The sequence below is a fragment of the Micromonospora sp. NPDC049049 genome (assembly GCF_040649115.1).
In the GTDB taxonomy this organism is placed as follows: domain Bacteria; phylum Actinomycetota; class Actinomycetes; order Mycobacteriales; family Micromonosporaceae; genus Micromonospora.
The window spans coordinates 16,471-35,121 of sequence record NZ_JBEZEX010000006.1 but is presented as its reverse complement, the minus strand read 5'-3'; the positions used below and the strand labels follow the sequence as shown (position 1 = coordinate 35,121).

Annotated in this window: 17 protein-coding genes and 1 riboswitch; of the genes, 4 read left to right on the top strand and 13 right to left on the bottom strand. The window is 72.1% G+C overall.

What is annotated here, in order from left to right; all coding sequences use genetic code 11:
* Positions 1-300: 300 nt before the first annotated feature.
* Positions 301-1,290 (top strand): tyrosine-type recombinase/integrase, encoded by a 990-nt coding sequence (locus tag AB0B68_RS08650; RefSeq protein ID WP_357205617.1) that lies wholly within the window; start codon positions 301-303, stop codon positions 1,288-1,290.
* Positions 1,291-1,296: 6 nt separating this feature from the next.
* Here the strand turns inward: AB0B68_RS08650 and AB0B68_RS08645 are convergent, their stop codons facing one another.
* The 3 genes from AB0B68_RS08645 to AB0B68_RS08635 all read right to left on the bottom strand — a co-directional run bounded on the left by AB0B68_RS08645 (position 1,297) and on the right by AB0B68_RS08635 (position 5,107).
* Positions 1,297-1,986 carry a fasciclin domain-containing protein gene (locus AB0B68_RS08645; protein ID WP_357258669.1) on the bottom strand — a complete coding sequence of 230 codons (690 nt, stop codon included), beginning with the start codon at positions 1,984-1,986 and terminating at the stop codon, positions 1,297-1,299.
* A gap of 92 nt (positions 1,987-2,078) precedes the next feature.
* On the bottom strand, positions 2,079-4,184 hold the full coding sequence (locus AB0B68_RS08640; RefSeq protein WP_357258666.1) for a M14 family zinc carboxypeptidase: 2,106 nt from the start codon (positions 4,182-4,184) through the stop codon (positions 2,079-2,081).
* A gap of 143 nt (positions 4,185-4,327) precedes the next feature.
* Positions 4,328-5,107 (bottom strand): endonuclease/exonuclease/phosphatase family protein, encoded by a 780-nt coding sequence (locus AB0B68_RS08635; protein ID WP_357258663.1) that lies wholly within the window; start codon positions 5,105-5,107, stop codon positions 4,328-4,330.
* 183 nt (positions 5,108-5,290) lie between these two features.
* Here AB0B68_RS08635 and AB0B68_RS08630 point away from each other — a divergent pair, with 183 nt between their 5' ends.
* Positions 5,291-6,061, top strand: coding sequence for a TSUP family transporter (locus AB0B68_RS08630; RefSeq protein WP_357205605.1), 771 nt, complete (start codon positions 5,291-5,293; stop codon positions 6,059-6,061).
* Here the strand turns inward: AB0B68_RS08630 and def are convergent.
* Together def and AB0B68_RS08620 are read right to left on the bottom strand one after the other, a co-directional pair.
* On the bottom strand, positions 6,058-6,567 hold the full coding sequence (gene def / locus AB0B68_RS08625; RefSeq protein ID WP_210783845.1) for a peptide deformylase: 510 nt from the start codon (positions 6,565-6,567) through the stop codon (positions 6,058-6,060). The two genes, AB0B68_RS08630 and def, sit on opposite strands and share 4 nt — an antisense overlap.
* Positions 6,568-6,599: 32 nt before the next feature.
* The gene (locus AB0B68_RS08620; RefSeq protein WP_357258660.1) at positions 6,600-7,874 is read right to left on the bottom strand and encodes a chorismate-binding protein; all 1,275 of its coding nucleotides are present in this window, start codon (positions 7,872-7,874) and stop codon (positions 6,600-6,602) included.
* 123 nt (positions 7,875-7,997) lie between these two features.
* Here AB0B68_RS08620 and AB0B68_RS08615 point away from each other — a divergent pair, with 123 nt between their 5' ends.
* Positions 7,998-8,198 (top strand): DUF5999 family protein, encoded by a 201-nt coding sequence (locus AB0B68_RS08615; RefSeq protein WP_007460326.1) that lies wholly within the window; start codon positions 7,998-8,000, stop codon positions 8,196-8,198.
* Between the two features lie 149 nt (positions 8,199-8,347).
* Here the strand turns inward: AB0B68_RS08615 and gcvP are convergent, their stop codons facing one another.
* The 3 genes from gcvP to AB0B68_RS08600 all read right to left on the bottom strand — a co-directional run bounded on the left by gcvP (position 8,348) and on the right by AB0B68_RS08600 (position 13,495).
* A complete protein-coding gene (gene gcvP, locus AB0B68_RS08610) occupies positions 8,348-11,170 on the bottom strand; it encodes an aminomethyl-transferring glycine dehydrogenase (RefSeq protein ID WP_357258657.1) in 2,823 nt (940 codons plus the stop codon).
* Between the two features lie 73 nt (positions 11,171-11,243).
* Positions 11,244-11,342: riboswitch (glycine riboswitch) on the bottom strand.
* Positions 11,343-11,444: 102 nt separating this feature from the next.
* A complete protein-coding gene (locus AB0B68_RS08605; RefSeq protein ID WP_357258654.1) occupies positions 11,445-12,287 on the bottom strand; it encodes an NAD-dependent protein deacetylase in 843 nt (280 codons plus the stop codon).
* A gap of 119 nt (positions 12,288-12,406) precedes the next feature.
* Positions 12,407-13,495: a MerR family transcriptional regulator gene (locus AB0B68_RS08600; RefSeq protein WP_357206476.1), complete on the bottom strand. Its 1,089-nt coding sequence runs from the start codon at positions 13,493-13,495 to the stop codon at positions 12,407-12,409.
* A 120-nt stretch (positions 13,496-13,615) separates the two neighbouring features.
* Here AB0B68_RS08600 and AB0B68_RS08595 point away from each other — a divergent pair, with 120 nt between their 5' ends.
* On the top strand, positions 13,616-14,272 hold the full coding sequence (locus AB0B68_RS08595; protein WP_357206474.1) for an NAD(P)H-binding protein: 657 nt from the start codon (positions 13,616-13,618) through the stop codon (positions 14,270-14,272).
* Positions 14,273-14,325: 53 nt separating this feature from the next.
* On the opposite strand, the gene AB0B68_RS08590 is transcribed toward AB0B68_RS08595, so the two are convergent.
* From AB0B68_RS08590 to AB0B68_RS08570, 5 genes are all read right to left on the bottom strand, one after another.
* On the bottom strand, positions 14,326-15,285 hold the full coding sequence (locus AB0B68_RS08590; RefSeq protein WP_357206473.1) for a class I SAM-dependent methyltransferase: 960 nt from the start codon (positions 15,283-15,285) through the stop codon (positions 14,326-14,328).
* 114 nt (positions 15,286-15,399) lie between these two features.
* Positions 15,400-16,095, bottom strand: a complete 696-nt coding sequence (locus AB0B68_RS08585; protein ID WP_112587029.1) for a cell division protein DivIVA — start codon at positions 16,093-16,095, stop codon at positions 15,400-15,402.
* Positions 16,092-17,273, bottom strand: coding sequence for a globin domain-containing protein (locus tag AB0B68_RS08580; protein ID WP_357206471.1), 1,182 nt, complete (start codon positions 17,271-17,273; stop codon positions 16,092-16,094). Before AB0B68_RS08580 ends, AB0B68_RS08585 begins: the two co-directional genes overlap by 4 nt.
* A 2-nt stretch (positions 17,274-17,275) precedes the next feature.
* Entirely contained in the window at positions 17,276-17,674 is a 399-nt protein-coding gene (locus AB0B68_RS08575; protein WP_357206469.1) for a group 1 truncated hemoglobin, read from the bottom strand.
* Positions 17,675-17,932: 258 nt separating this feature from the next.
* Positions 17,933-18,529 carry a MerR family transcriptional regulator gene (locus AB0B68_RS08570; RefSeq protein ID WP_355007555.1) on the bottom strand — a complete coding sequence of 199 codons (597 nt, stop codon included), beginning with the start codon at positions 18,527-18,529 and terminating at the stop codon, positions 17,933-17,935.
* Between the last annotated feature and the right edge of the window lie 122 nt (positions 18,530-18,651).

Genomic DNA, 18,651 nt, shown 5'->3' with positions numbered 1-18,651 from the left:
CCTGCGGGTCCCGGTCGACGGCGGCGGGTGACGCATATGGAGCCCACCCGGCTCGGCCAGCGGCCCGCCAACGGTGCCCCTCGCGGCAGACCAGATCTGTCGGACCGTCGACGTCCCGGTACACGATGGGCGTGCCGGGTCGACCACAGGTGGGACAGATGGCGGCGACCGACGTCATGTCGCGCACGATACGTGCTTCTTCATCAGCTCCGGCCGTGCTCGCGGCGGTCCGGAATGAGGCCGCTCTCCCCCTCGTGCACCCGCTTCCCGGTAACGCGAAAATCATGCATAATATCCCTTATGCATGACAAACGGGACGAATCGCTCGCGGCGCTGATCGAGGAGTTCCTGACCGCGCGGGCCACCCGCAAGCCCTCCCCGCACACCCTGGCCGCGTACCGCAGGGATCTGTGCACGATCGCGGCTCTGGTGGCGGAGGCCCCTCCCCTACCCCTGGACGCGCTGTCGATCACCGACCTCTCCCCCCGGGTGATGCGCGCGGCTTTCGCCCGGTTCGCCGCCCCCCGGGCGCCCGCGTCGGTGCACAGGGCCTGGTCCACCTGGAACAGTTTTTTCACGTTCCTGGTCGCTGACGGGTTCGTGGCGGGCAATCCGATGCCGGCGGTTGGGCGGCCTCGGGCGCTACTCCCCCAGCCGAAGCCGCTGCGCGGCGCGGACACTCCCGAGGTGCTGCTCGCGTCCGCCGCGCGGGACGACGGGCGGCAACGCGACCCGTGGCCGGAGCGGGACGTGGCGGTGTTGGCGGTGGCGCTTTGCGCCGGGCTGCGTTTGTCGGAGTTGCTGGCGTTGCGCGTCGACTCGCTCGGCGGTCGGTCCGGTGAGCGGCGGGTCGAGGTGGCGGGTAAGGGTGGGCGGCCTCGGGTGGTGCCGATCGAGGCGGATCTGGACCGGGTGCTGCGGGACTACCTGGACAGTCGGGTGCGGCGCTTCGGTTCGCGGTCGGTACGCCCCGACTCGCCGTTTCTGGTGGATCGGCGTGGTGAGCCGTTGCGCCGTGGTGGCCTGCAGTATCTCGTGGAGTCGTGTTACCGGCGGGCAGGTATCGGTGACCGGGTGCCGCGGGGTGCGCGGCTGCACGCGCTGCGGCACACGTTCGCGACCCGGTTGGCGGAGGACGGTGCGAGCGCGGCGGAGATCATGCGGTTGTTGGGGCACGCGTCGTTGGCGTCGTCGCAGACGTACATCGAGGTGACGGCCGGGCAGCAGCGTGACGCGGTCCGCGCCAACCGGACGAACCGCGCGCTGGCGGGTCTGGTGCCGCCGGGGTGAGCGTGATCAGTGTGCGCGGTGGCCGGTGCCGTCGGCGGTGACGGGCAGGGGGCCGAGGACGGCGTTGATGATGTGGATGCGGGCGTTGGTGGCCTGGTAGTCGGCGCAGACCGTGTCGGCGCGGTCGCCGAGGCGGGCGATGGGCCCGGTGCGGGTGACGGTGACGCTGACGCCGTCGAGGGTGGTGGCGGTGCCGGCGGTGGTGAGGTCGGCGATCGGGTGGCTTCCGGTCATGAGGTGGGCTTTCAGCAGGGTGCGGAGCTGGTCGGTGTGGTGGGTCATGAGGTCGTCCCAGTTGTCCTCGGAGAACGTGGCGGCGAAGGCGTCGTCGGAGGGCGCCAGGAGGGTGACTCCGTCGCCGGCGGGTAGGTCGGTGAGGACGCCGCTGGTGCGCAGTGCCGCTTCGAACGTGGTGAGGGTGGGGATCCAGCGCAGCGCCGCCTCGACGGGTTGCCCGGCGAGGAAGCTCGGGTTGCCGGGGTCGGTGCCGGTGGGCAGGGCGGCGCAGAGTGGCCCGGTGGGCTGGGGTGCGGTGCTCGCGGGCGCGGCGTCCGCGCGGGGGGCTGCGGGGCTGCCGGTGCAGGCGGCCAGCAGCAGGGTCGGCAGGAGCAGACCGAGCGTCCGGCGGACGCGTCGAGCGCCGTGCGGCCTGCGGGATCGTCGGGGGTGTCGCGGTGCGGTGGCGGGGTGCGACACGGCGGCCTCCACGGGTGCGGTGTTGCTGGTGGGGTGCCGGCGGCGCGGGTGTCGGGTCCGCGCCGCCGGCGTGATGGCTCGCTAGTGGTCGGTCACAGTGCCGCGCACTGGTTGGTGCGGAGGCCGTGGACGGTGTTGGCGATGCCGAGGTTGTGCGGGGTGGGGTTGTTGCCGGTGCAGGTGAGTGGGCCGCGGATGGTGGTGCCGGCCAGTACGGGTGCGTCGGAGGCGGTGGTGTTGCCGGACAGGTCGACGGGGCCGGCGATGGTGGCGTCGATGATGGAGATCGTGTCGGTGGTGGCGATGCGGACCGGGCCGTTGATGGTGCTGTCGGCGAGGAGGACGCCGGCGGCGCCGGTGGCGGTGAGTGGGCCGCTGATGGTGGTTCCTGTCGTGACGAGTGCCGCGCCGGCCCGGACGGTGACCGGGCCGTTGATGGTGGCGTCGTCGGCGCAGGTGAAGCCGGTGACGGTCAGGGGTCCGTTGCGGCGGCCGGTGAGGGTGGGATAGACGCGTTCGCCGTCGGTCAGCTTCTCCACGCCCTTGCCGTCGAGGAGCAGAGGGATGAGGCCCCGTTCGGGTTGGTTGAGGGGGACGTAGTGGCCGTCGCCGACGGTGATGACCTTCCAGCCGTGGGCGGCGATGCGCTGGGCGACGGTGGTGCCGACGCCACCGGGTCCGTCGGTGCGGGCGCCGTTGTACTGGGCGTCGGTGAGTTTGTAGGCGCAGGGCGGGTTGTCGAGGATCAGGTCGGCGGGGGGCGCGTCGAGTGGTGGTGGGCTGTCGCCGGGGTGCGGTGCCGGGTGGGCGGGGATGGGGCGGGAGCCGCGGAAGACGAGCCGGCCGGTGTTGGCGGCCTGGGTTTCGATGGCTTCGCTGCGGGCTGTCAGGATGTCGGCGCGGTCGGCGCGGTGGTAGTCGAGGAACTGGTGGAACGTCCACAGGGCGGAGTAGGTCTTGCGGCGTCGGTTGTTGGCGGTGTTGCCCTCGTCGGGGCGGGTCTGGCCGCCGGAGCTGCGCAGTTCGAGCAGGGAGTTGGTGACGTTCTTGAGCCCGAGGGTGTTGCGCAGGATGGTTTCCTCGCTGAGGCCGACGTTGCCGCCGCCTTCGCAGCCGTAGGGGCAGGCCCACCAGCCGGCTTCGGCGCCCTTGGCGTACATGTGGCCTTCGATCATGTCCTGGGACTGGTCGAAGATGGGTTGGGCGACGTTCTGGTGCCGTGGGGGCAGCATCGGCAGGTCGCCGGCGCGGGAGTTGCCGAACTCGTGGCCGTCGTAGCCGGCGACGGGTCGGTAGTCGCGGACCATTTTGATGTACGCGGCGGTTTCGGGTTGGCGGATCAGGGAGTAGTCGCGGTTGAGGTCCTGGCCGGTGGAGTTGCCGCGGGTGTTGTTGGCGCGGCCGTCTCCGTTGATGGTCGGAACGATCAGGACGGTGGTGTGGCTGAGGAGGTCGGTGATGCGGGGGTCGGTGCTGAAGGCGAGTTGGCGGGCCATGATGAGGCAGGCTTCGCGGTCGCCGGGTTCGTTGCCGTGCACGTTGCAGTTGATGGCCACGGGTGCGGTGGCGGCGACGGCTTGCGGGGTGGCCGGCGGGGTGGGGTGGCCGATGACCATCATGTTGATGGGTCGGTTCTGGACGGTGCGGCCGAGTTCGACGACGCGTACGCGGTCGCTGAGGGCGTCGATGGCGGCGGTGTAGGCGTACTCGTCGGTGTCGCTGGTGTACTGCGCGGCGTGGGTGGTTTCCCAGCCGGTGCGCAGTTGCTCGCCGGGGGTCGTGGGGTTGCCCCAGGGTGCGGTGGTGGTGGCGGTGACCGGGTCGGAGTAGCGCTGTTCGGTGGTGCCGGTGCGGGCGCGTACACGCCATTGGAAGGTGTCGCCGGGGTTGTAGCCGGCGTCGGCGAAGGTGGGTGCCTGTTGGTTGATCTGGCGGTTGGGTCGCCAGATGCCGACGATGGTGGGTTCGCCGGTGGGGGTGTTGTCGGCGTCGACGGGGGTGCGTTCGATCTGGTAGTCGGTGGCGCCGTCGACGGGCTGCCAGGCGAGGGTGGTGTATCCGTCGGCCTGGTGGGCGGTGAGGGCGGTGACCTGGCCGGGTGGTGCGGCGGTTTGGGCGTTGGCGGGGGTGGCTGCGGTGGTGAGGGTGAGGGCGATGAGGGTGGACACGGCGATGAGGGTTTGTCGCTGGCGTCTCATGTGGCCTCCGACGAGTTGATCGTGGCGTGTCGACCAGCATGATCGTCGAAGTCCGTCGATGCAATGATCTTGAGGGAATCTTGCGTCTTGGTGGCCCGCTCCCCCGCCTTCGAGTACAGCCCGGTGCCGGTTGGCGATGGTGCTCAGCCGAGGTCGACCAGCAGGGGGCGGTGGTCGCTGATGGTGGACGACGGCGCGGTGACCGCGCGGACCGGTGGGAGGGCGGCGAGGGCGTGTCGGTCGGCGAGGATGTGGTCGAGTTGGACGCGGGGCTGCCCGGACGGGTAGGTGGGGAGTCGGCCCAGGGGGTGCCAGCCGGAGATGAGGCGGGCCGCGCCGGCGGGCAGGTTGAGGTCGCCGAGCAGGACGCGGGGCCCCGGTAGCGCGCGCAGGGCGCGGACGGTCTGACGGAGTTGGCGGGCGTTCCAGCCGGGCACGAAGGACAGGTGGGTCGCGGCGACGGTGAGGGGGCCGTGCGGGGTGTCCAGGACGGCGGCGAGGATCACGCGGGGTTCGTCGTGCAGCAGGATGAGACCGCCGCGGGGGCCGGGCACGTAGACCGGTGAGCGCACCGGCGCCGGCTTGAGTCGGGTGACCTGCCAGCTGCGGACGGGGTGTCGGCTGATCAGGCCGATGCCGTAGCAGGGCTCCCCGTGGCCGTCGTCTTCGTGGCGCAGAGGGCGGAACTGTTCGCCGGGGGTGCCGACGACTGCCGCGGCGAAGCGGTGGTGTGGTGCGCCGAGGGCGCGGGCGGCGATGGCGGTGAGGTCGAGGTTGCCGCTGCGGCGTTGGTCGCGGTCGACCTCCTGGAGGGCGAGCACGTCCGCGTCGAGGGCCCCGATGGCGGCGGCGAGTCGGTCGGAGTCGACGAGCCCGTCGGTGAGGGACCGTCCGTGCAGCAGGTTGAAGGTGGCCAGGCGCACTCCTGCACCTTACGTGGCCGTGGCATGGTTGCCGGGTGGTGAAGGTGTTGCTGTGTTCGGTGCTGGTGTTCGTGGCGGTCGGCGCATTGGGGGTGTGGTTGCGGCGTACGCGGGGTCGGTGAGCGGGTGAGGCTGGCCACTCGGTGCCCGTTGCGGCGTGTCGGGTGGGCAGAATTGCCGCCCGTGGACGCCGTGACGCTGAGTACTCTGCTGGCCGCCGCGGCGATGGCCGGGTGGGTCGATGCCGTGGTCGGTGGTGGCGGGTTGTTGCTGCTGCCGGCGTTGTTGGTGGCAGCCCCGGGGTTGCCGGTGGCCACCGCGCTGGGCACGAACAAGCTGGCCGCGATCTTCGGCACGGCCACGGCGGCGGCGACGTACGCGCGCAGGACGACTGTCGACTGGCGGGTGGCGGGTCCGGCGGCGGGGCTCGCGGTGCTCAGCGCGGGGGTGGGCGCGGCGCTGGCCGGGGCGGTGCCGGCGTCGGCGTACCGGCCGGTCGTCCTTGTGGTGCTGGTGGCGGTGGCGGTCTTCGTTCTGTTGCGTCCCCGGATGGGGGTGGTCGCGGTGCCGGCGAAGCGCACCACGGTGCGGGTGGCGGCGGTGATCGCGGTGGCCGGGGTGGGGATCGCCCTGTACGACGGGTTGATCGGCCCGGGCACCGGCACGTTCCTGGTGTTGGCGTTCACCGCTCTCGTGGGCGCGGACTTCGTGCACGGCTCGGCGATGGCGAAGGTCGTCAACGCGGGGACGAACCTGGGCGCGCTGGTGGTGTTCGCGGCGACCGGGCACGTGTGGTGGCTGCTGGGCGCGGGCATGGCGGTGTGCAACATCGCCGGCGCGGTGCTGGGGGCGCGGATGGCGTTGCGCCGCGGCTCCGGGTTCGTGCGGGTGGTGTTGCTGGTGGTGGTGGTGGCGTTGGTCGCGAAGCTGGGCCACGACCAGTGGGTGAGCTAGCCGCGTCGGCTGGGTGAGTCGAAGCGCCCGGCGCGGATTTCGCGCAGGGCGCGGCGGCGGGTGTCGCCGCGCAGGGTGTCGACGTAGAGCCGCCCGCCGAGGTGGTCGGTCTCGTGTTGCAGGGCGCGGGCCAGGAACCCGCTGCCGGCGATGGTGAGTGGCTCGCCGTGCTGGTCGACGCCGTGGGCGGTGGCGTGCAGGGCCCGCACGGTCGGGAAGTACAGCCCGGGGATGGACAGGCAGCCCTCCTCGTCGTCCTGGAGTTCGTCGGACAGTTCGAGGGTGGGGTTGATGAGGTGGCCGCGGTGCCCGTCGGCGTCGTAGACGAACACCTGGGCGCTGACGCCGATCTGCGGTGCGGCGACGCCGGCGCGGCCGGGGGCGCCGAGCAGGGTGTCCATCAGGTCGGTGACGAGGGCGCGTAGCTCGGCGTCGAAGGTGGTGACCGGTTCGCATCCGGTGCGCAGGACAGGGTCGCCGATGATCCGGATGGGCCGCATGGTCATGGGGTTCAGCGTATCGCCGTGTGGTGCCGCGGTCAGCGCCCGGCCAGGGTGGCGCGGATCGGGGTGGTCTTCGCGGCGGCCTCGGCGACCTCGGCGTGTGCGTCGCTGTCCCAGGTGATGCCGCCGCCGGCCCAGGTGTGCAGTCGTTGGCCGTCGGCGGCGGCGGTGCGGATGGTCAGGCCCAGGTCGACGTGGCCTGTGGTGACCCAGCCCAGCGCGCCCATGCTGGCGCCGCGTCCGACGGGTTCGAGGGCGTTGATCTGGGTCAGGGCGGCGAGTTTCGGGGCGCCGGTGACGGAGCCGCCGGGGCAGGTGGCGCGCAGCAGGTCGGCGAGGCCGAGGCCGTCGGCGGCGGCGGCGCGCACTGTCGACTCGGCCTGCCACAGGTCGCACCAGCGGCGGACGGCGAACAGTTCGTCGACGGTGACGGTGCCGGTGCGGGCGATGCGGGCGAGGTCGTTGCGTTCCAGGTCGACGATCATGATGTGTTCGGCGCGTTCCTTGGCGCTGGCGAACAGTTCGGCGCGGCCGGCGGCGGTGGCCGGGCGGGTGCCCTTGATCGGTCGGGTGATCACCTGCCCGTCGGTGACCTCGACGAGGGTTTCCGGGGAGGCGCAGCCGATGGCCCAGCCGTCGCCGGTGAGGACGCCGCCGTAGCGGGCGCCGGGCAGCGCGCCGAGGCGCTTCAGGGCGGGCAGCGGGTCGCCGCTGTAGGGGGCGGCGGCGTGGCCGACGAGGTTGCTCTGGTAGACGTCGCCGCGGCCGATGGCGGCGCGGACCGCGTCGACGGCGTCGGCGTGCTGGGCGGGGGTCCAGCTCTCGGCCCAGTCGCCGAGCCACCACGGTGGCGGTGGTCCGGGCCGGGTGAACCGGGTGGGGCCGTGCTGGTAGACCACGACGACGAGGTCGGGTAGGACCGGTGCGGGCTCGGGCGCCCCGGTGGGTGCGCCGGCCAGCAGCGCCCCGGCGGCGGCGGACAGGTACAGCGCCGCGCCGCAGACCCCGGTGCCGTGCTGGCCGGTGGCGGGTCGGGTCAGGTCGTGCAGGGGTAGGCCGTGCGCGGCGAGGAACTCCTCGGCGAGGGCCGCGGGGTCGCCGCCGTCACCGCGGGACCAGTGCAGGCGGGCGCGTTCGGTCAGCGCGCCCCGGCACGCGGCCGGCGCGGCGGGTACATCGACGGTCGCAGCCGGGCCGCTGCTCGCGGCGGTCGCAGCCGGGCCGCTGCTCGCGGCGGTCGCAGCCGGGCCGCTGCTCGCAGCGCACACCTTTGGGAGCGTTTCCACGCCGTACGGTCCAACCTTCCTCATCCGTTCAGTGGATTTCCCGTGCACCAGGCGGGCACCTGCTCGATGCTGGACACTTTCGCTTGGTACTGTGCGTCACTGGTCATGTGAACCATGACACAGTGCCCCCACAGTCCGGAGAACCCGATGTGCCAGCACCAACCGACCTGCCCCTCCGCTGAAGCCACCGACCGGGAAGCCGCGCGGGTCCTCGCCTGCTTCCGTGAGCAGGGCTGGAGCCTGCTCTGCAACGGTGTCATCGTCTTCGAGGACACCGGCGAGCTGCTTCCTGACGGCAGCAGCATCGCACCGCACCGCGGCCCCGCCCGCCACGCTCTCGTGGCCTGACCGACCACTCAGCGTCACCGTTTAGCCGCCGTCGACCCAGGCTAGTCCCCCGGTAAGGGACGTCCCCGCCCAGGTCGCAGCGGCTGCCGGGGCAGGCCGTACCGCCCGCCCCGGCGCGCCGTCGTCAGTCTCGACCGGCCGCGGCGTCGTCAGTCCTCGAACGCCTCCGGCGACGGGCACGAGCAGACCAGATTCCGGTCGCCGTACGCGCCGTCGATGCGCCGCACCGGCGGCCAGTACTTCCCGGCCCGGTCCACCCCGGCCGGGTACGCGCCCACCGACCGCGGGTACGCGTGCGACCACTCGTCACCGCTGACCATCGCCGCGGTGTGCGGCGCGTTTGCCAGGGGGTTGTCCCCCGCCGGCCACGCCCCGGAACCCACCTGCTCGATCTCCGCGCGGATCGCGATCATCGCGTCGCAGAACCGGTCCAGCTCGGCCAGGTCCTCGCTCTCGGTCGGCTCCACCATCAGCGTTCCCGCCACCGGGAACGACATCGTGGGCGCGTGGAAGCCGTAGTCGATCAGCCGCTTCGCCACGTCGTCGACGCTCACCCCGGTCGCCTTTGTCAGCGGCCGCAGGTCGAGGATGCACTCGTGGGCCACCAGGCCCTTGTTGCCGGCGTACAGCACCGGGAAGTGCCCCCGCAGCCGCGCCGCCACGTAGTTCGCCGCGAGGACCGCCACACCGGTGGCCCGGGTCAGCCCCTCGGCGCCCATCATCCGCAGGTACGCCCACGGGATCGGCAGGATCCCCGCCGACCCATACTTCGCCGCCGAGATCGCCGGCGTCGCGTCGACGTGCGCGCCCAGCGGGTCGCCGGGCAGGAACGGCGCCAGGTGCGCGCGCACCGCGACCGGGCCCACCCCCGGGCCGCCGCCGCCGTGCGGGATGCAGAACGTCTTGTGCAGGTTCAGGTGCGACACGTCCGCGCCGAACTTGCCGGGCTTGGCGAACCCGACCAGGGCGTTGAGGTTCGCCCCGTCGACGTACACCTGCCCGCCCGCGTCGTGGACCTTCGCGCACAGCGACGCGATGCCCGTCTCGTACACACCGTGCGTGGACGGGTACGTCACCATGATCGCGGCGAGCGCGTCGCGGTGCTTGTCGATCTTCGCGTCCAGGTCGACGAGGTCGACGTTGCCGTCGTCGTCGCAGGCCACCACCACGACCCGCATCCCGGCCATCACCGCCGACGCCGCGTTCGTGCCGTGCGCCGACGAGGGGATCAGACACACGTCGCGGTGCGTCTCCCCCCGCGACGCGTGGTACGAGCGGATCGCCAACAGGCCGGCCAGCTCACCCTGCGATCCGGCGTTGGGCTGCACGCTGACCGCGTCGTACCCGGTCACCTCGGCCAGCCACGACTCCAGCTGACCGATCATCTCCCGGTACCCGACGGTCTGCGTGTCCGGGGCGAACGGGTGGATGTTCGCGAACTCCGCCCAGCTGACCGGCTCCATCTCGGTGGTCGCGTTCAGCTTCATCGTGCACGACCCGAGCGGGATCATGCCCCGGTCCAGGGCGTAGTCGAAGTCTGACAACCGCCGCAGGTAGCGCAGCATCGCCGTCTCCGAGTGGTGGCTGCGGAACACCGGGTGGGTGAGGAAGTCGCTGCCGCGAATCAGGTCGACGGGCAGCGCCGCGTCCGCGTCGCCGTCGAACGCGGGCACCCCGAACGCCGCCCACACCTGCGCCAGGTGCGCGTCGGTCGTGGTCTCGTCGCAGGACACCCCCACCCGGTCGGCGTCGACCAGCCGCAGGTTGACACCACGGTCCGCGGCGGCGGCCACCACCTCGGCGGCCCTCCCGGGCACGGTCGCGGTGACGGTGTCGAAGAACGCGACGTCCGCGACGTCCACCCCACCGGCGCGCAACCCGCCCGCGAGCCGCGCCGCCATCGCATGGGTACGCGTCGCGATGGCGCGCAGCCCGTCCGGGCCGTGGTACACGGCGTACATGCCGGCCATCACGGCCAGGAGCACCTGCGCGGTGCAGATGTTGCTGGTCGCCTTCTCCCGGCGGATGTGCTGCTCACGGGTCTGCAACGCCAGCCGGTAGGCCGGGTTTCCGTCCGCGTCGCGCGACACCCCGACCAGGCGCCCGGGCAGCATCCGCTCCAGGCCCGACCGCACCGCCAGGTAACCGGCGTGCGGCCCACCGAAGCCCATGGGTACGCCGAAACGCTGGGTGGTGCCGGCGGCGATGTCCGCGCCGATCTCCCCCGGTGCGCGCAGCAGCGTCAACGCCAGCAGGTCCGCCGCCACGGTCACCAGGGCGCCGACGGCGTGCGCGGCCTCCACGAGGCGGGCGTGGTCGCGTACCGCCCCGGACGCCCCCGGATACTGCAGGTGCAGGCCGAAGAACTCCTCCGGCAACTCGTCGCGCTGCACGTCGAGGACCCGCACGTCGATGCCGAGCGGCTCGGCCCGGCTGGTGATCACCGCGATGGTCTGCGGCAACGCGTCGGCGTCGACGACGTACACGCCGCTCTTGCTCTTGGAAGCCCGCCGCGCCAGGGTCATCGCCTCCGCCGCCGCGGTGCCCTCGTCGAGCATGGAGGCGTTCGCGGTGGCCAGGCCGGTCAGGTCGGTGACCATGGTCTGGAAGTTCAGCAGCGCCTCCAACCGGCCCTGGCTGATCTCCGGCTGGTACGGCGTGTACGCCGTGTACCAGGCCGGGTCTTCGAGGACGTTGCGGCGGATCACCGCCGGGGTGTGCGTGCCGTGGTACCCGAGCCCGATCATGGAGACGGCAACGGTGTTACGCGCCGCGAGGGCCCGCAGCTCGGCGATCGTCTCGGCCTCGGTGGCCGCCTCGGGCAGGTCGAGGGTGCCGTGCCAGCGGATCACCTCGGGGATCGCGGCGTCCATCAGCTCGTCGATCGAGTCGTGCCCGACGACCTCCAGCATCCGACGCTCATCGTCGGGGCCGGGACCGATGTGACGGGTGGCGAACTGCTCTACGGTCATAGGGGGCACTCCCGGGGCGAGGTCGACGTGTCGGCCTCCCCCTCTGTCGCACCCACAGGGGCACTCCACAGCGCCTGCCCACGAGGTCCTTTTGCCTGAGAGGTTCCGGGGAGGATTTGCCCCTTCGGCGCCGCCCTGCGTGCTGTCGGGCGGTCTCTCCCACGTGGGTGTTACCGGCGTGGTCAACGCTACCAGCGTCGGTGTTTCCGGCAGATGTCCTACCCCCGGGGGCTGATGTCCCACCCGGGCGGGGTGCCCATGCGGGGCTGGCCCGTCAGACCCCCAGCGGCGCCCCGGCGCCGACCCGCGCGGCCAGCTGTGGCAGCACCGCGCCCAGCGGCGCGTCCACGCACACCGTGGCGTGGCCGTCACCCCGGGTCGGCCCCTGGTTGACGATCGCGACCGGGATGCCCCGTTTCGCCGCCCGAATCACGAACCGGCGCCCCGACATCACCGTCAACGACGACCCGAGCACCAGCAACGCGCGGGCCTGCTCCACGGCCGCGAAACACCGCGCCACCCGCTGCGGTGGCACCGTCTCACCGAAGAACACCACGTCCGGTTTCAGCATCCCGGTGCCGCAGATCCCGCAGTCCACCGGCCGGAACGCCTCCACCTGCTCATCGGGGAGATCAACATCACCGTCCGGGTTGACGGCGGCGACGCGGGCCACGAACTCCGGGTTGGCCTCGCGCAACCGCCGGTGCAGCTCCTCCCGGGAGGTCAGGTTGCCGCAGTCCAGGCAGGTCACCTCGTCGAGGCGACCGTGCAACTCGATCACCGACGGGCTGCCGGCCGCACCGTGCAGACCGTCGACGTTCTGGGTGATGACCGTGTCGACCAGCCCGGCGTGCTGCAGCCCGGCCACCGCCCGGTGCCCGGCGTTGGGCGCCGCGCCCGCGATCAGCCGCCAGCCCAGGTGGCTGCGCGCCCAGTAGCGGCGCCGCGCGAGGGGATCGCGGGTGAATGCTTGGAAGGTCATCGGCGTGTGCCGCCGCGCGACCCCGCTGGGCCCCCGGTAGTCCGGAATTCCCGACTCGGTGGACAGGCCGGCGCCGCTGAGCACCACCACCCCACCACCGGCCACCAGCGAGGTCAACGCGTCGAAGCTTTCCATCACCTCTCCATGCTGCCTCAATCGGGCCGCTGACGCCGAGCCCCGCGCCGGGTGGGGCGGCCCCACCCGGCGCGGACGACGGCCATGCGGCTAGGACGTCGGCGACGACGGCTATCAAGCTAGGACGTCGGCGACGACGGTTCTGCGGCTAGGACGTCGGCGACGACGCAGGCGATGTTGTCCGGCGCCCCCTCGGCCCGCGCCAGATCGATCAGCGCCCGCACCGTGTCCTCGGGATCGTCCGTCGCGGCCAACGCCGACCCCAACCCGGCCCGGCCGACGACCGCGGACAGCCCGTCGGAGCACAACAGGTACCGGTCACCCGGAACCGCGGTACGCAACGCCAGATCCGCCTCGACCTGCCGGCCGCCACCGAGGGCACGCACCAGCACCGCGCGCTGCGGGTGCGTCGCGGCCTGGTCCCGGTCGAGCCGACCCTGATCAACCTGGGTCTGCACCCAGGTGTGATCCTGCGTGAGCAACGACAACTCACCGCCGCGCAGCAGGTAGGCCCGGGTGTCACCGACGTGCACCAGCGCCAGCCGGGAACCGCTGAGCAGCAGCGCGGTCAGCGTCGTGACGGGCTGGTCGGTGTCGGTGGCCAACCCGTGCACGGCACGGTCGGCGGCGCTCACCGCGCCAGCCAGCATCGTCAGCAGGTCCGCGCCCGGCACGTCGGTCAGGGCCAACGGCTTCAGGGCGTCGACGGCGGCGGCGCTGGCGGCCGCCCCGCCGGGCCCCCGCATCCCGTCGGCCACGGCGAGCAACCGCTCGCCGGCGTACGCGGTGTCCTCGTTGCTGTCGCGCACGAGCCCGGTGTCACAACCGGCGGCAGAGCGAACGACAACTGTGGGATCCGGGACAGACATGGTGGTACCCCCTTCAGACAGGTGGTCCACGAGGAGGGTGGCGAGCCGGGCGCGGGCCGCGGTGTCGGCGCTGACCTGTTGCCAGTACGCGGTGACCGCCTCAGCCGCCGCTGCCGGCTCCAGGTCACACACGACCCGGATCGTCGCCAGCGGCATACCGAGCCGACGCAACTGGGCGACCAGCCGCGCCACCGGCAGCTGAGCCGGGTCGTAGAGCCGGTAACCGGACTCCGGATCGACAGCGGCCGGCACCAGCAGCCCGCCCTGGTCGTACAGGCGCAACGCCTTCGGCGTCAGCCTCGCCGCCCGGGCGAACGCCCCGATGGTCATCAGCCCCACGTCGACATCCTCCTCGCGCGCCGGTCACGGCGACCGGCTCCCACCAGGCTCAGGGCTGCCCGAAGGTCAAGGTCAAGCCGATGACGCCGCCCGCACCCCCGGCGCCGGTAGGTTGGGCGCATGCGCGTCGTCATCGCCGGAGGCCACGGCAGGATCGCCCTCCTGTTGCAACGCCACCTCGTCGGGCGCGGCGACACCGCCGTCGGCCTCATCCGCAACCCCGAGCAGACCGCGACGCTGCGCGCCGCCGGCGCCACCCCCGTCGTCTGCGACCTGGAGCACACCTCGCCGGAACAGGTGGCCGAGCACCTGCGCGGTGCCGACGCGGTGGTCTTCGCCGCCGGCGCGGGCCCCGGCAGCGGCGCCGCCCGCAAGGACACCGTCGACCGGGCCGCCGCCGCGCTGCTCGCCGACGCCGCCATCCACGCCGGCGTCCACCGCTACCTGCTCGTCTCCTCCATGGGCGTGGACACACCACCCGCCCCCGGCACCGACGACGTGTGGGCGGCGTACCTGCGCGCCAAACGCGCCGCCGAGGACGACCTGCGCCGCCGCGACCTGGCCTGGACGGTGCTGCGACCCGGCCGGCTCACCGACGACCCACCCACCGGGCGGGTCACCCTCACCCCACACGCCGGTAGTGGCGCGATCAGCCGCACCGACGTCGCCCACGTCCTCGCCGCGCTGCTCGACGAACCGCGCACCACCGGCGCGACACTGGAACTCGTCGACGGGCCTACCCCGATCGTCGAGGCCGTCCGCGCCGCCGCCAGCTGACCCACCCGGCGCGCAGAGAAAAGAACCTGGCACCCACCCACCAGGTGCGGCCCTCAGCCGCCCGGGCGGCTCGCGGCGACCAACACCGGCCCACCGGGGACGGTCGGAAAACGCCGGACATCACCCAACCCGGCCTCCGCCAGCACCGCCGCCATCCGGTCGGCGTCGAAGGCGTTGCCGCCGTTGCGGACGGCGTTCCACCGGTCGACGGCCGCCCGCAACGGGTCCCCGGCCGGCGGATTGGTGCCGGCCACCAGCCAGCCACCGGGTCGCAGCGCCTGCACCAACCGGGGCAACGCGAGCGCCAACGTCTGCTGGGGAAGAAACGGCGCCGGCACCCACACCAGGTCGTACCCATCCGGCTCGGCCACGTCCGCGACGTCCTGCCGGCGCACACTGATCCGGTCCGCGACGTCGCGCGCCTCGGCCAACTCCCCGCGGGCCAGGTCCAACGCCCGCTGCAGCACGTCGATGCCCACCACCGACACCCGGGGCAACGCGCGGGCCAGGGCGACAGCCAACGCCGCCACACCGGTGCCCACGTCCAGCACCCGGGCATCCGCCGAGTCCAAGCGCTCCGCCAGCCCCGCCAACTCCGGCACCACCCGGGTCGCCAACGCCCGGCCGGTCGCCGCCGACGCCCGACCCTGATGCAGCAACACCTCGTCGTCGACCTGCGCCCAGCCCGCGCCACCCCCGCCGGAAGGCTCCTGCGCCGCCGCGGCGACCGCCTGCCGCAGCGAACTCAACCGCGCCTGCACCGCACTGCGCCCGGTCGGCCCGTCGGCAGGCACCAGCGACGGGTGCGCGACCGGCGTCCCGCCGTCCCAGGACAGCAGACCGGCCGCCTCCAGTACCGCGCTGCGGTGCGGCGACGCCGCGAGGACCTCGCCGAGCGGGGCCGACAGGGCGTCACTCATGGTGCCGACAGCGGCCGCCAGCGCCCACGCCGACGCCTCCAACGCGGTCAGCGGGTCCGCCGATCCGCCGGATGGAGACGGTGATACCGACACGACGGCACCTCTCCCCGGGGCGGGCCACCGGTCAGCCCCGCCTGACCCCTCCGACTATGCCACCGCCGCCAGCGCACCGGGTGGGGTCCACGTCAGCGCACCCCACCCGGCGACTCAGCGCTGCTGGTGCCGCGGCAACGCCGACTGACCCACCACGCCACCCACGAACGGCGCCCCCGGCGTCTCCGCCGCGATCCGATCCATCGTGCGCGCCAACTGCTCACTGCCGTCGTCGAGATGCCGCGCCGCCGCCTGCATGTGCGACACCATCATCTCGCCGAAGATCCGCAACGCCTCCCGGGTCGCCACCGTGTCGTCGAAGCTCGACCCCGCCGCGCTGCGGTACTCCGCCACCGCCCGCTCCGCCTCCTGCTTCGCCTCCGCCTCCGCCGCGTGCAGGTAACTCTCGTACTGCACCCGGGCGTACTCGGCGACCCGACGCGCGTAGTCATGCGCCTGCGCGATGATCTGCTCGGCCTCCCGCTGCGCCGCCGACAGCAGATTCACCTCACGCGCCGCCGGGACCTTCGCCGCCGCCCCCGTACTCGGGATCACCCCGTGCCGGTGCAACTCCACCCGGTCGGTCAGTCGCTCGTTCTCCGCCCGCAACGTCGCGATCTGCGTCGCCAACAGGTCCAACTCGTCAGCGACCTGCACCCGGAACCGGTCCACATCAGCGTTGTCGTAACCACGCCGAGCGAACGACGCCGCACCGAACTCCCACCGCCGAACCCGGTCGGCGGTCATCCGCACCTGCACACCGCCGGACACCTGCACACCGTCATACCGACTGATCGGCGTCGCACTCACCTGTGCCCACCTCCCGAAGTGCCACCCGCAGCGGACTGCTGCACCGCCGTGCGCCACGCCGGGCCGTACCACTGCGCGCCCAGGCCCTCGTGGTGCACCTGACCCGCGTGGTAGCCCGCCTGCACCAACGTCCGCACCGCGTGCGACACCATCTCGTCCGACCCACACACGAACACGTGCCGGGACCGCCAGTCACCGTCGGCCAACGCCCGGTCCACCGCCTGCACGAACTCCCCCGGCCGGTGCACGTCGGCACCGACCACGTACGTCACCGTCAACCACGGATACGACGATGCCAACTTGTCGATCGCATCGCTGTCGTAGAACTCGCTACGGGACCGGGCCCCCACATACAGGTCCACCCGCCGGCGGGAACCCTCCGCGGCCACCTGCTCCACCAACGCCTTCATCGGCGCCCAGCCGGTACCCGACACCAACAGCAACAGGTCACTGGAGCCCGCCGCCCACAACCCCAGCCGGTCCCCCACCGGCGCCGCCAGGTGGACCCGATCCCCCACCGCCGACCCGTACACCAGCCGCGACGACACCGCACCACCCGGCGCGGCCCGCACATGCAACTCCAACGTGCCGTCCGCCCGCGGCGCGTTGGCCGGCGAGTAGTACCGCCACGACCGCACCGACGGGTGCGACACCCCGATCGACTGACCCGGCGTGAACGGCAACAGATACTGCGGACGCACCGTCAACACCGCCACGTCGAACGCCCGCCGCTCATGCGCCACGATCTCCGCCACCCACCACGGCGGATTGACCGCCTCAGCGGCCTGCGCGGCCTCCACCATCACCTGGGCGACCAACCCGTACGCCGCCGTCCAGTCCGCAGCCAACTCGTCGGTCCACTGCTCGGCGAGGAAATGCTGCAACGTCGCCACCAGCGCCTCACCGACCGCCGGATAGTGCTCCGCGCGGACCGCGAACTTGCGGTGATCCGCGCCGAGATCCTGCAGGAAACCCACCAGCCGATCCACCTGGTCCACGTTGGACACGATGTGACCCAACGCGGTCACGAGGCGGTCCCGCTGACCAGCCATGTTCGTGGGGAACATCTGCCGCGTCTCGGGATGGGCGAGGAACAACGTCGAGTAGAAGTAGAGCGGCACCTGGTCGCCGTGACCGGCGACCACCGACCAGCTCTGCTTGAGGCGAGCGGCGTCCACGCTCAGACGCCCGACCTGTTCCCGGCAGCCACCACCTGGCCCTGCACCTGCCCCAGCACCGTCTGCACATCGGCGATGACGTCCGCCGGCACTCCGAGCTCGGTCAGCGTCACCGTCAGGTACTCGCCCACCTTCGCGTAGTGGCCCACCGTGATGTTCAACGGCTGGTGCGCCTCGTCCAACCCGCGACCGGTGTACTCGTTCGGGCCACCCAGCACCACCGTCAACATCAACGCCAGATGCCGCCGCTGACCCGCCATGTCCACGCCAGCGAAATAGCCCGCCAACTCCGGGTCCGCGAGCACCTTGTCGTAGAACAGCTCAACCGCCGCCTTGACCGAACTGGCACCGCCAATACGGTCGTAGTGCGAGGTGGGAACAGTCTCTTCCGTAACCGTCACGGTCGTTCCTTCCGGGGGTGAAGGGTCCAGAACCGTGAGGGACCATAGCGTGTCAACCGCCCCCGGTCAGCGCCCCCTTATCGGATTCCCGACAACACGACGACACGGTGCGTCACCACTACCGATGGGTATCTCCACAATGGGCAACCAACACGACACCCACGGTATCCACAGTGGACCGACGCGGCCGATCAACCCTCGCCACCGTCACCGACGGTCGCGAGAAAACAACCGGAAAAAAACCGAAAGACCGAACCGTCAGCCGGCGCGCCGCCGCGCCCGCCGCGCCGCCAACTCGTCACCCACCGGATCCGGGCCCGCCGCCACCACCGGCTCCACCGGGCCGCTCGTCGCCGGCTCCGCCGGCAGATGCGACAACGACCCCTGGATCTCCTTGAAAGCCCCACCGATCGCGATGCCGAAGACCCCCTGGCCACCCTGCAACAGGTCGACCACCTCCTCCGGAGACCGGCACTCATACACCGTCGTCCCATCAGAGATCAGCGTGATCCCCGCCAGATCCTCCACACCACGCGACCGCAACGCCTCGATCGCCTTACGGATGTTCTGCAGGGACACCCCCGCATCCAACAACCGCTTCACGACCTTCAACACCACCAGGTCCCGGAACGAATACAACCGCTGCGTCCCCGAACCCGAGGCATCACGAACGCTCGGCACCACCAGCGTCGTCCGCGCCCAGTAATCCAACTGCCGGTAACTGATGCCCACCGCATGGCAGGCCGTCACACCCCGGTAACCAACCGAACCGTCACCCTCAGCCGCCACACCTGGCGACGAGGCACCCGACTCGTCGAACTCTGCACCCGGATCGGAATCCCGCGGCTCGTGCATCCGGACAACCTCCCCGTCAGTGTGGCGACGCATCGTTTCCTCCGACGCGCACCCCTCGACATGGAAACCCTATCGCCACCGTCAGGGGTTACCACGGAGGAACCGACGCGACACGCCGCGCA